The sequence below is a fragment of the Enterococcus sp. C63 genome (assembly GCF_040887215.1).
In the GTDB taxonomy this organism is placed as follows: domain Bacteria; phylum Bacillota; class Bacilli; order Lactobacillales; family Enterococcaceae; genus Enterococcus_B; species Enterococcus_B hirae.
In genome coordinates this window covers 381,602-394,472 of record NZ_JBFOFI010000002.1, presented here as the reverse complement: position 1 = coordinate 394,472, position 12,871 = coordinate 381,602, and the positions used below count along the sequence as shown (strand labels likewise).

Annotated in this window: 13 protein-coding genes and 1 other annotated feature; of the genes, 1 reads left to right on the top strand and 12 read right to left on the bottom strand. The window is 37.9% G+C overall.

The genetic code is table 11. The annotated features are described in order from the left end of the window. Nucleotides 1-81 precede the first annotated feature (81 nt). The 11 genes from AB3H90_RS04445 to rplU form a co-directional block, all read right to left on the bottom strand. Nucleotides 82-327, bottom strand: coding sequence for a GlsB/YeaQ/YmgE family stress response membrane protein (locus AB3H90_RS04445; RefSeq protein WP_010719798.1), 246 nt, complete (start codon nucleotides 325-327; stop codon nucleotides 82-84). Between the two features lie 172 nt (nucleotides 328-499). After that, a complete protein-coding gene (locus AB3H90_RS04440) occupies nucleotides 500-874 on the bottom strand; it encodes a DUF956 family protein (RefSeq protein WP_010719799.1) in 375 nt (124 codons plus the stop codon). Nucleotides 875-990: 116 nt separating this feature from the next. After that, the gene (locus AB3H90_RS04435; RefSeq protein WP_010738207.1) at nucleotides 991-1,905 is read right to left on the bottom strand and encodes a PTS system mannose/fructose/sorbose family transporter subunit IID; all 915 of its coding nucleotides are present in this window, start codon (nucleotides 1,903-1,905) and stop codon (nucleotides 991-993) included. 21 nt (nucleotides 1,906-1,926) lie between these two features. Further along, nucleotides 1,927-2,730: a PTS mannose/fructose/sorbose transporter subunit IIC gene (locus AB3H90_RS04430; protein ID WP_010719801.1), complete on the bottom strand. Its 804-nt coding sequence runs from the start codon at nucleotides 2,728-2,730 to the stop codon at nucleotides 1,927-1,929. Nucleotides 2,731-2,762: 32 nt separating this feature from the next. After that, nucleotides 2,763-3,752 (bottom strand): mannose/fructose/sorbose PTS transporter subunit IIA, encoded by a 990-nt coding sequence (locus AB3H90_RS04425; protein ID WP_010719802.1) that lies wholly within the window; start codon nucleotides 3,750-3,752, stop codon nucleotides 2,763-2,765. Between the two features lie 98 nt (nucleotides 3,753-3,850). Then, a complete protein-coding gene (locus AB3H90_RS04420) occupies nucleotides 3,851-4,342 on the bottom strand; it encodes a mannose/fructose/sorbose PTS transporter subunit IIB (protein WP_010719803.1) in 492 nt (163 codons plus the stop codon). A gap of 208 nt (nucleotides 4,343-4,550) precedes the next feature. Beyond that, complete coding sequence (locus AB3H90_RS04415; protein WP_368016266.1) at nucleotides 4,551-7,364, bottom strand: sigma 54-interacting transcriptional regulator; 2,814 nt, start codon at nucleotides 7,362-7,364, stop codon at nucleotides 4,551-4,553. A 440-nt stretch (nucleotides 7,365-7,804) separates the two neighbouring features. Continuing rightward, complete coding sequence (locus tag AB3H90_RS04410; RefSeq protein WP_368016265.1) at nucleotides 7,805-8,914, bottom strand: acyltransferase family protein; 1,110 nt, start codon at nucleotides 8,912-8,914, stop codon at nucleotides 7,805-7,807. Nucleotides 8,915-9,218: 304 nt separating this feature from the next. Next, on the bottom strand, nucleotides 9,219-9,512 hold the full coding sequence (rpmA, locus tag AB3H90_RS04405; protein ID WP_010719806.1) for a 50S ribosomal protein L27: 294 nt from the start codon (nucleotides 9,510-9,512) through the stop codon (nucleotides 9,219-9,221). Between the two features lie 12 nt (nucleotides 9,513-9,524). After that, on the bottom strand, nucleotides 9,525-9,869 hold the full coding sequence (locus tag AB3H90_RS04400; RefSeq protein WP_010719807.1) for a ribosomal-processing cysteine protease Prp: 345 nt from the start codon (nucleotides 9,867-9,869) through the stop codon (nucleotides 9,525-9,527). Between the two features lie 28 nt (nucleotides 9,870-9,897). Continuing rightward, nucleotides 9,898-10,206 (bottom strand): 50S ribosomal protein L21, encoded by a 309-nt coding sequence (gene rplU / locus AB3H90_RS04395; protein ID WP_010719808.1) that lies wholly within the window; start codon nucleotides 10,204-10,206, stop codon nucleotides 9,898-9,900. Nucleotides 10,207-10,225: 19 nt separating this feature from the next. Continuing rightward, nucleotides 10,226-10,301: a sequence feature (ribosomal protein L21 leader region), on the bottom strand. Between the two features lie 141 nt (nucleotides 10,302-10,442). Here rplU and AB3H90_RS04390 point away from each other — a divergent pair. After that, nucleotides 10,443-11,096, top strand: a complete 654-nt coding sequence (locus tag AB3H90_RS04390; RefSeq protein WP_368016264.1) for a uracil-DNA glycosylase — start codon at nucleotides 10,443-10,445, stop codon at nucleotides 11,094-11,096. A gap of 144 nt (nucleotides 11,097-11,240) precedes the next feature. Here the strand turns inward: AB3H90_RS04390 and AB3H90_RS04385 are convergent, their stop codons facing one another. Continuing rightward, nucleotides 11,241-12,860 carry a SulP family inorganic anion transporter gene (locus AB3H90_RS04385; protein WP_034698791.1) on the bottom strand — a complete coding sequence of 540 codons (1,620 nt, stop codon included), beginning with the start codon at nucleotides 12,858-12,860 and terminating at the stop codon, nucleotides 11,241-11,243. Nucleotides 12,861-12,871 lie beyond the last annotated feature (11 nt).

The following is a 12,871-nucleotide window of genomic DNA, read 5'->3' as shown; positions in this document are numbered from 1 at the left end:
GTTAAGACAAATCAGTTTCAGATCTGCCTTAACTATTTACTTCTATCTGCAAAACTATTGGCTAAGCGTTAATCTATTTGATTATGATCGTTTCCCAAAAAAGAATGAAACAACTGCCACTAAAATAACTGCGCCTAAAATTGATGGAATAAGTGCCATACCAGCTGCATGTGGTCCCCAGTTACCAAAAATTGCTTGACCGATACTTGAACCAATCAATCCAGCAATGATATTTGTGATACAACCCATAGAATTTCCTTTACTGGTAATTGCTCCAGCAATGGCTCCGATGACTGCACCAACAATTAAAGTCCAAATCCAACCCATACTAATAACCTCCTTCTTTACAGTTTCATTCTAGCATAGGAAAATTATTAGGAGCAAATGATTGAACCAGCGTTGAAGCTGACCTAGATAATGACACCGCACACAAAAGAAAAAGCGAAACACAAAACAAAACACGAATGACATGCTGCGAAGAGCATCCATTCGTGTTTTTCTACTTGCGTTTGAAGATACTTTTGACACCACGTTTCACTACATCAAAAAAGCTCAAGGATTGAACCATACGACTAGGATCTACGTATTTTCTGATAGCGCGAAGTACTTTTTTGGGTTCTTTAGAAGAAAATGTATATGTACCATTTTTCTTTGTTTGAATGGCATAGCGCGGAATCCATTTTCCTTTGAACATAACGGATGCGATGACGTAATCAATCTCTTCCCAAGGGATTTGAACAAATTTCCGAGTGTCTCTTGCATGATAAAATTCGAATCCTCGGTCTCCAATCATGATTTTCCCATAATCAGTCAAACCAGTAAACGCAGTGGCATCAATTACCAAATCAACTTTTGTATTGATTGATTGAACCATTTAATCACTCCTATTATTTTATCTATCTAGTATACTATCGTTTCAATGTTGAAATCTCAAGCAGCATCCACTTTTTGATAAAAAAAGCTCGGGGCTACGCCCGAGCTAGATTCTTATTATAAAAGACCAACAACATGGCCAACTACACCGACAACGAATAGACCTAAGATAATGACAATTGGAGAAACTTTTTTCTTCAATAACCACATGCATAGTAATGTCAATGCTAAAGCAGCTAACCCTGGGATCAATTGATCTAAGTTATCTTGTAAAGTTGTTACTTTTTCAGGACTAAGTGCTAGACCACTGTTTACTTGTTCAAAAGCACTCTTGATTCCTTCGCCACCAGCAGGTAATTTATCCCACTCAATGTAAGCACCTTTATCTAACTTAACAGTTGATACAACTGGCAAGAATTTAATCGATACCCACCGCTGTACTAAGGCGGCTAATACGAACATCCCTAAGATAGATGCACCTTTTGTTACGTCTTGCAATAATCCACCAGATAAATCATCTGTGATTTTAGAACCAGCTTTGTAACCAAATTCTTGTGTATACCACATGAATGACCAACGAATAATGTTCCAACCTAAGAAGAAGATGATTGGTCCAAGAATATTACCACCCATTGCTAGAGAAGCACCAAGAGCTCCTAACATCGGACGAACAGTAAACCAGAATACTGGGTCACCAACACCAGCAAGAGGTCCCATCATACCAACTTTAACCCCTTGGATCGCTACATCGTCAACAGGAGCGCCATTTGCGCGTTCTTCTTCTAATGCTAGCGTAACACCCAAGATAGGTGAAGCAATATATGGATGTGTGTTGAAAAATTCTAAGTGACGTTTAAGAGCTGCTGTGCGCTCTTCTTTCGTTTTGTATAATTTTTTGATTGCTGGGATCATTGAGAAAGCCCAACCACCATTTTGCATACGTTCATAGTTCCATGAACCTTGAATGAAGGTAGAACGCCATGCAACAGCTAAACGATCTCTTTTAGATAAAGTAATTTTTTCTTCTGCCATTTTTATTTTCCTCCTTCAAGATTAATAGTCATTCAAAATGTCGCCTAGAGGGTCACCTGAGTTGCTTCCTCCGCCACCATTTGAAGAGCCTCCCATTTTAGAAAGGTTCAAGTAGATAAGAGCTAAAGCAACACCTAAAGCACCTAGGGCAATCAATGTTAATTGAGTAATTGCAGCTACAACAAAACCGATAACGAAGAATGGCCATACTTCTTTAGTTGCCATCATGTTGATTACTAATGCGTAACCTACAGCAACAACCATTCCCCCACCAATAGCCATACCGTCTGTTAACCATGCAGGCATTGATTCTAAGAAAGATTGAACAGTTTGAGCTGGGATGAATAATAATGCTCCAGCAGGAATTGCAATACGGATACCTTGTAAACATACTGCAATGATGTGCCACATTTCAACTTTGCGGATGTTACCTTCTTCAGCAGCAGCATCCATCAAGTGAACGATAGGAACAGCGATTGTACGTACGATCATTGTTAAGAACAAACCAGCAACAGCAAGTGGTACTGCGATAGCAATAGCTGATGGAACGCCTCGAACACCTTGACCACCTAATACTAAAATAATTGCAGATGCAACTGATGCCAATGCAGCATCTGGTGCTACAGCAGCTCCGATATTTGCCCAGCCAAGAGCGATCATTTGAAGAGTACCACCTAATACGATACCTGCTTCAAGGTTACCTGTTACTAAACCTATTAATGTACATGCCACTAGAGGTTGATGAAATTGGAATTCATCCAGAATCCCTTCCATCCCTGCTAGAAAGGCAACGAATACGACTAAAATCATTGAAATAATAGACATGATAAGCCTCCTATAAATATTAGTTTTTTGAATTATGCTTTAGATAATTCAGACTTAGCTTTTTTAAGAATTTCGTCCATATTGTCGCGAGAGTCATTTGGTACTTTACGTACATCAAATTTAACTCCTTTGCTTTCTAGTTTTTCAAATGCCTCTACGTCTTCAGGGCCCATTGATAAAACTTTACTTACGACAACTTTCCCAACTGAGTGGGCCATTGAACCTACGTTTAATTCTTGGATGTCAACGCCGCCTTCAACAGCTGTCAACACGTCTTCAGGATTTTCAAACAATAGCAAAGCTTTTGTATTCCCAAATCTTGGATCCTTAGCAACTTCGATCATTTTAGAAATTGGGATAACGTTTGCTTTAACCCCTGGAGGAGCAGCTTGTTCGATCAATTTCTTACGTAAATCATCTTTTGATACAGCATCTGAAACAACGATGATCCGATTTGGTTGAACAGCTTTTGTCCATGCAGTAGCAACTTGACCATGTAATAAACGTGAGTCAACACGTGCTAAAACATATTTAATCTTACCGTCGCCAACTACTGTTCCTTCAGGTAATGCACCTTTAGGTTGTCCATCAGAAACTTCTGCTTTTGGTGCTTCTTGTGGTTCAAGCTCTTCTGGCTTCACTTTCACACCATCTTTTGCTGTTTCAATGATATGTGCTGCAATTTCTTGAGCAGATTCCATTGAAAAACGTGACGCATAAGCTTCGATCAACATAGGCAAGTTCAAACCACTAACAATTGCCCATTTGTCTTTGTGTTCTTCAAACAATGTGTTTGATTGATTGAACGGTGTTCCGCCCCATAAATCAACTAAGAACAATACTTCGTCTTGATTATCAAAAGAAGCAACAGCCTCTTCTAATTTGGCTCTCAAGTCATCTGGACCTTCGCTTGGTTTTAAAATGACTGCTTTGACGTTTTCTTGTTCGCCAAAAATCATTGAACCTGATTGCAAGATACCTTCAGCAAATTGTCCATGACTTGCAAGGATAATCCCTACCATATTTATACCTCCTACTTCTTTTTGTTGTAACAAATCAAATATTAAAATAATTGCTAACCATTACAACAGATGAATTTGACCATTTTCCAACAACAATATTATGCCTTTTTGGCTTTTGCTAGTAATTCCATCAAAAGGATCTTTCTATCTGCGGGTACTTTGCGAATTTCTAATTCTACACCTTGCTGATTCAAGAATTGGAACGATGCAATATCTTTATGGTCGACTGACACAAAATTTGTAATCATCGTCTTCCCCTCAGAAAAACTCATCCCACCGATATTCAATGAATCCAACTGTACACCACTTAAGACAATTTTCTCAACGTCTTGAGGATTAGTGAATAAAAGCATCACTTTCGTCGTTGCTAGTAAACCGCTTTGATAAACTTGAATCATTTTTTTCACCGTGATCACATTTGCGATGATTCCCGGTGGAGCAGCTTCTTTTAAAAGAAACTTTCTCAATTTATCTTGGGCTACTAAATCACTAATAACAATGATGCGTTCCACGCCGGTCAATTTTGACCAGACCGTTGCAACTTGTCCATGGATCAAACGATCATCTATACGCGCTAACCGAATATCCATCAGCAAATCTCCTTTTGTTAAACTACTTCACAGAAACCCCTCTCATTTTCTGTGTGTATAACCATCTATTGGCACATTTATATAAAAGCAAGAACCGTGCCAACTTTTTATCGATACACTAAAGGGTTTTAAGGCGTTTCGAAGCAATACACAAAAAAGATACACTAATAACAGTGTATCTTTTTTGTGTATTTTTCATTTAGTGTATTCATTTTTTTGCCAATTCATTACGAATCAGCTTTAATGAATAATAAACTTCAGATGAAGGTGTTTCAAATCTGATGGTCTTTTCCAACGGGGATAACAATTGTTGGATAGACGAAAACAAAGGATCTTCCATCGCTTTTTCCAGTTCGTCTGATTCAACATTCAATGGCTCGTTTAATAAAATCCGTTCAATCATCCCCACTGTGTGTAAAACTAAATTGATTTTAAAACTATATCCATGATTCTCAATCGATAGCTTCTCAGACACTTGATCACTAAAATTCCATAAAGGATCAATCAATTTGGTTCCATTGATAAATGTAAAATTTTGTTCAATAAATTTCACACAAGTCTGTTTTGCAGTTTCTTCACTCAATGGCACTTCTTCTGTTTCATCTAATTCTGCCTCAAGTAATAATTGATCTAAAATCAACTCGATATTTTGATCGATAAACCGCTCCAATGGAATAAATGGCGCAGCAATCTGCGGATCTGTAATTCCAGTAGTCGCAATGACTTGGTAATTTTTGATTAATTTAGGCAATTCTTGTTCCAATTCTAAAACAGAGAGTGCCAAAACAGTCAACTCGACATCTTGCCGTTTACTTATAGAACGTTCGATCAATTCTTTGATTCGTTGTGCGGTTCCTTCACCAGATGCACAAATAGCTAAGATGGCTTTTTTTCTGAGTGCGGTCGGTTCAGGTGTTTTTTCCATCGAAATTTCTGCATAACCACGGAAATTTTTCAAGGAATCGTATAACATATCTAAATCCGTACCTAACACAGAAACTTTGCGAACCGTCTCTAATACCAAAGAGGTCGTCACCATGTCAACTGTCCGCACAGGAATTCCTGTATCTCGCTGAATCTGAGAATTAAATGAAGCAAGCGACCCCATATCCACTAATAAGATCGTTCCACTGCCTTCATCCACCTCTTGCACCATTCGTTCAATCCGACTAAGCGCCGTTTTAGGATCCATATCCAATGGCATATCGACCGCTCGTACATTGTCTGCATCTAATAATTGTTGGACCACTTGAACCATGCTGCTTGCTGTACTATTACCATGTGCTGCCACGACTACCCCAATACGACCGCTTGCTTGATTTGCCCTTAGCGACACAAGCAAGACAGTGAGATAGTAATCTTCGCTATCTGGAATCGTTACTTGGAAATACTCCTCAATATACTTTCTAACTTCTTTCGCTACTTCATATTCCACCGGAAAATCAATTGCCATTTCACGTATATTATCATTCGTATGGCGCTCTTCACCGATATTGATTCTTTTTAAAAAAGAACTGATATGCAGACTCATTGCGTAGATAAAATTTTGCTGAAACTCATATGGCAAAGCATTTTTTACCATTATATATATTTGATTGGTGACTTCGATGATTTTAGGATCAACAAACTCAGCTAGTTTATTATCGGCATTGAACGAGAATCCATGATCCTTGTAAAAAGATTTCAAATGGATGTTGATATCCGTTGAAATAAAATGATTGATGGCTTCTTGATCTAATCCGTCAGACTTTAATAGTGCTGCTTTGTCCCCAATAATGTCATAAAGGTTATAGGGTAGTTCATAAGAATCAGATTGAATCTTCATGATTGTGTCGTTAGGGTACACCGTAATTTTAGGCTCCAATAGCTTCGATAGTTCGGACATCGCTACTCGATTACTTGCTAATTGGATCAATCCACTTCTAATCCCTTCCGTCAAATCATCGATCGTAATCGAGATTTCAGGAGAATTGATATGATTTAAAAAACCACGAGCGCAAATCAATTGGATATTCGATTTTAACTGACCGATGTTCCCATAGGTTACACTACCGATCAACGCTTTAACAACATCTTCAGTTAGCGAAATTTGCCGTTGGATACGGTTGGCTTCATGGGCGATCATAATTTTAACTAGGTCGATTTTTTCATTTGCAGGGCGTTTTTCAAAAGATGGCAACTTGATATTGATCGGTATTCTTCGAACAAAGGTCTCTAATAGAGAAGAACCAGGGTCCTCAGTTGTTGCACCCACGATCCGAACATTTGCTTCATGAGATTTTGTTGTTTCTCCTAATCGACTATAGGTACCATGATCCATGAAGTAAAAGATCATTTCTTGCCCTTCAGGTGGTAACCGGTGAATTTCATCTAGGAACAACATTCCTCCATCTGCTTGGTCAATGATTCCGGTTTTTTCCTCTTCTGCTCCAGTAAAAGCACCTTTGACATACCCAAACAAGTGACTCATCAATAATTCCGGGTTATTAGCGTAGTCGGCACAGTTAAAGACGATCAACTCGTTGTCTTCGCTAATGACGTGATTGGCTTTGGCAAAATGAAACATCGCATGTGCAAAGTAGGTTTTCCCCGATCCAGTTGGTCCAGTGATCAAACAATTCAGACCTCTCGGCGGATATAAAATGGCGGCTTTCGCTTGCTCAACCGAGTTTTTCATACTCCCATTTGCGCCAATGATCTTAGCAAAAATATCTTTCGTATCAATCTGAATCCTTGCTTTTTCTACTGGTACTCTTTCTTCTTTATAGCTTATGACATGTTTGGCGGTCGGTTGTTCATAGGCAACATTTTTTTGATATATGTAACGTACAGGTCGTCCATCGGTTTTCAACAATTTCCCTTCACGTACCAACTGATTCAAATCTTTACTACTATTGGTCCGTTGGATTCCTAAAACCTCAGCTATCTCTTTCGTTGTGACCCCTTGATCATATTCAATCGGTTTTAGATGAGCCGTTTTTTCTTTGACATACGTATAAATTCGATCAATGCGCTTCGCCATTTGGTTTCGCCCCTTTTTCATTAACTGGCTTCAAAACATAATACTATAAATTTAATTCCATTTCGTCAACTATTTACAGTAAATATCTCTTATTAAAAGAAGTATTGACTGGATCAGCTACTCTTTGCCTCATTAGAATTATCCAAAAACGCCCCCTTCAACTTAAAGCTTTTCTTTAAAATGATCGGATCGAAGTGCTTGCGCCGATAAACCATTTTATCTATTGTAATGAAACACAGAAAAAAAGCTCTCCTCTTAATCAACAAGAGAGAACTTTTTTCATTGAGTTTAGTTCATTGTTTATTCAATTTATTCTGTTTATTGAGTGCTCGGATAAACAATCACTTCCAATCCAATATTTTCTAGTGAACTTTTATTAACTCCGATCGTATAACCGAAACACTTGTCTTCTATAATAATACGCTCATCATACCATCTAATTATTCTTCATTTTTACTATCAAGTATGGTCAAAGTACGGTCATAAAAAAAGCTTTTAAAATACCCATTTCCTTTTACCAAATTATCTGTTTTTTCAGGAACATTAAAATAGAGAATTTTGTTTAACGGCTTATGAACCCACTCCATTCTGCACAAAAAGAAAATACATATAGTTACTATTAGAATCGTAATACTCTGCGGTACACCAAAACTTTTAATAAACAAATCCAAATGAAGTTTATCATTCACTATTCTGACGATAGGTATATGCAACATATATATGATCAAGGATAATTCTCCAAAACTCGTAATAAACAGTCGTTTATTACTTATCAAAGCAACCAAACTACTGATTATAAGGAAGACTGCAATATAGTAAATAAATCGGAAAAAACCACCATAAAGACCTACTAATTCGCTTACATTCGCATAAGCATTTCTACCGGTCAAAAATCCCATCGTCAGTGAGGTGCCATATAACTTAAAATAAACGACAAAAAAACTTCCTGACAAAAGGAACAACGCGCACAACTTGATTTTAAAATTGTTTAGATAATTTGACATTTTTTGATAATCAATTAAGTATCCAGCATAAAAAAATGGAAAGAAAGTTAAGATTCTTGAAGAACATAGAAAATCTCCCAAATTTGCATCATATCCTGCCAAACAACCAATTACAACAGCTATGCCTAGCACCCAGTATTTGTCATATCCATCAATAACCATGCTGATTAATTGAAAAGCAAAAATAGCAAAACAATACCATGGCAGTCCGCTTTCTGTTAAAAAGGAAAAGCTTAAAGAACCTGAAGAGAGAAAAGTGCTAATCAAAAATATAATTTTTAAAATGAAAAACCATTTGAGATATCTAAAACTTTTACGGAAATCCTTGTTACGAATTGTATTCTTGCTGAATAGATCAGAAACAAAGATGAATGCTGGCATATGAAACATATATATCCAATAGTTAATTTTCATTAACAAGTCGCTCTTTTGATTCGCCCGATCAATTAAATGACCTACTACAACCAGGAAAATTAATAAAGCCTTTAAATTGTCCCATTTGTACAAACGCTTTGAAACGTTATTTAAATTCATTTTTTCATTCATCACTCCTTTTTTAATCCCAGTATACAATACCACATTCACAAATAGTAGTGATTTTTTTCACTCATATATTGTTATACTTCAAACGGGAAACGTTTTTTATTTTTTTAACCGATCATTTAGAATGACGTTCGTTTTTTAATATGTAATTTCCATTTTAACTAATGATAAGCACAGGATTTTGAATAAAAAAGTAAAGAATGGTATTGATTTTTATGTTTAAGCACCTTTTTTGTCAACCGTTTTCATTAAAAGTCATAAAAAAAGCTCTATCCTTTACGTAATAAGGGATAGAGCTAACTGTTCATTAAGCTTCTTGAGCTACTGGATAAACAGACACTTGTTTTTTGTCGCGGCCTTTACGTTCGAAACGTACTACTCCGTCAACTTTAGCAAATAAAGTGTCGTCTCCACCAATACCCACGTTCACACCTGGATAAATTTTTGTACCGCGTTGACGGTAAAGAATTGATCCACCTGTAACTGTTTGTCCGTCAGCGCGTTTAGCACCTAGACGTTTTGATTCTGAGTCGCGTCCGTTAGATGTAGAACCGCCACCTTTTTTGTGGGCAAAGAATTGTAGATTCATTGATAACAACATGGTCTGCACCTCCTATTTATCATTAATTGTTTTAATTTGGATATATTCTGAATTTTCAGCTTCTATCGATTGTAATCCCAACAAGAGATTTTCTAATAGAATCTCGGCAATATTGTTTTGCTCTTGTGTCAATCCTGAAGTGACTTCGGTATATAAATAACCGCCCTCTTCTTCATTCATTTCGACAATCGGTTCAAAACCAGCTAATGAGGCAATCCCATTGACAGTACTGATCGCTAATGCAGAAACTCCTGCACAGACGATATCACTCCCATAAGGACCAGCATCAGCATGCCCTGTCAAAGTAAATGAAACGATTTGACCAGCGTCATTACGTTTAAATGTTCCTTTGATCATTATTCAGGCCTTCTTTCTCAAGCGCTAATTAAGCGTTGATCGCGTCGATAACCACTTTTGTGTATGGTTGACGGTGACCTTGTTTACGGTGTGAATGTTTTTTAGGTTTGTATTTGAAAGTAACGACTTTCTTTTGTTTGCCGTGTTTTTCAACAGTACCTTCAACAGTTGCACCAGAAATAATTGGAGCGCCTACTTTTGTAGTTTCGCCACCTACTAAGATAACTTCGTCAAAAACAACTTTTTCACCTGCTTCAACGTCAAGTTTTTCAACGTAGATTGCTTGTCCAACTTCAACTTTTACTTGTTTACCACCAGTTTTAATAATTGCGTACATGCTATAAAGCACCTCCTTATAATAGACTTAGACTCGCCATCCAGAGTGACAGTTACCTGTACTTACAAACTCGTTCTGTGCGGTTGTAGCTGTGGAGTCCACAATTACAACAGTACTAGATTACCAGAAACTAGCGCATTCGTCAACTCTAGATTCTAGAACTTTTCTTAAGTCAATCAATCGCAATTTTCACTTTTGCTAATTATAATGTTAGTGAAGACGAAGGAGGTAAACGAATGATCTATCCTGATGAATTGTTTCAAGAAGCAACGATTCGTATGCAAGGTCGTGCGGTAGAAGGTTTCGTTGCTGGTCAAGGCCCACTCCACCCAAAACTCATGCTGGTAGGTGAAGCTCCTGGCAAAACAGAAATCGATAATCATATTCCTTTTAGCGGACAAGCAGGCAAAGAACTAATGCAAACTCTTGCTCTAGCTGGTTTGACAAGAGAAGATGTTTATATTACTAGTGCGGTCAGAAGTCGACCTTATCGGACAGTCCAACGACTCAATAAACGAACTCAGCAAGCAGAAACTGTTTATCCGAATCGGACACCAACGAAAGCGGAAGTATTCGCTCATGCGCCGATCCTAGATTATGAAATCGAACATGTCGAGCCCCATTTGATTGCTACATTAGGCAATATCGGTTTGCAACGGTTATTAGGTTCTGCTTATACGATCTCTAAAAATCATGGTCAGCTTTATACTGGGCCTATTTTAAAACTGAATCAACAAAAAGATGCTTACGAGTGGAGTGATAAAAGCTACCAGATCCTCCCGCTTTTCCATCCTGCAGCTATTTTTTACAATCGAACATTAGCTGACGTGATCCGCAAAGACTGGCTTACCTTAGCAAACTATCTCGAGAAAGATCCTAGCAATCAATAGCCACAGCTTCCATAGTAAAAAATCCCGAAACAGAAAAAAGCTGTTTCGGGATTTTTGAATTTTTATAGCTTATTTTGATTAAACACTGCAAAAAACACTTTGTTTACCCTGCTTCTCAAAAACATTTCTCCTGCTCATGACTGATTACGTATATTGTTCATGCAGCGCTGAGAGTGCATGCGCTACTGTTTGGTGTTGCTCAAAGCCAGCTTTTTGCCATAAATGCTGTAGTTGTTTTTCTACTTCTGGTTGTAGCGAGGTGTAAATAATCGTTTGTTCTCGCATTTCAGCTTTTTCTTGAAACTCATCAAAAACAGCCCGGGCAGTTAAATCAATACTTGGAACGCCACGCATAGAAAAAATGATCCCCTCTTTTTGATTTAGATCAGCTAATGTATTTTTTAATTTTTCAGCAGACATAAAAAAGAGTGGTCCGCTAATATAGACAACTGTCCAATTATCTAATTTTTTCGTTTCTGGCAAATCCATTCGTTCCCAATCGATTGTTTCAACCGAGATCGTGATTGCCGCACTTTTGATCACAAAGAAAATACAGCCACCGATAATGCCGATGACGATCGCAATACTTAAGTCAAAAATCACGGTACATCCCATAGTAATCAAAAATAATAAGATGCCAGACCAATATCTCTTAGTGAACAAGACGTTGATCGTTTCCCATTCATTCATGCGCCAAGCAGTAACAATCAACACTCCTGCCAAAGCTGGCATAGGAATGTTTGACATAATTGGTGCAAAAATAATCATAGATAAAAACAAAACCAAAGCATGAATGATACCAGCTAAACGAGTCTGTGCCCCTGATTTAATTGCCACACTTGTTCGGGCAATCGCAGCTGTCGCTGGAATGCCTCCAAAAAATGGTAAAACTAGATTTCCGATTCCTTGCGCAACAAGTTCTTGGTTACTGTCCAATGGTTTGTTTGCCATTCGTCCAGCAGAAGCACCACAGAGCAAACTTTCTACCATACCAAGCAAGGCAATGCTAATCGCTGGCACCATCACTTCTTTTAAAGAATCAAGATGAAAGGCTGCAAACGTTAAGCGATCGCTACTGATCAACGTCTGTGGAATTTTTCCCACGGTTGCTATCGGCAAGTGAAACAAGAACATCGCAACCGTTGCAAGAATAATTGCCATCAAAGAACTTGGTATAGTTTGAGCCCATTTTTTGGGGTAGATAATCATTCCGATGATCACTAATAATCCCATAATAAAGGAGGAAAAATTTATCGAAAAGCCAAAGGTCTGATAGCTGAGAAACTTCTCAATCACATTTGCACCTTCTGAATGGACACCAAACAAGTTATCCACTTGACCCAAGGCAATGATAATAGCAATTCCCGAAGTAAATCCAGTAATCACTGGAGCTGGAATAAAAGAGGTCAATGTTCCTAATCTAAAAATGCCTGCCACTAGCAATAATAGTCCTGCTAAAAATGTCGCCAGTAACACCCCAGACATCCCTTGAGTAGCTGCAATCGACATCAAGATCGCAGCCATTGCGCCTGTTGGTCCTGAAATTTGATAAAAACCACCTGACAAGCCACCAATAATAAGTCCAGCAATAACCGCTGTAATTAATCCTGCCGCAGCATTTGCACCACTGGACACGCCAAACGCCAACGCTAAAGGTAAAGCTACTGCAGCTACAGTAATACCAGCTAATAAATCTTTTTGGAATTTTTGACGATCATATCCGTCAAATTCTTCATTTAGTAAAAAAATATACTTTTTGAACAACCTAGAGACTC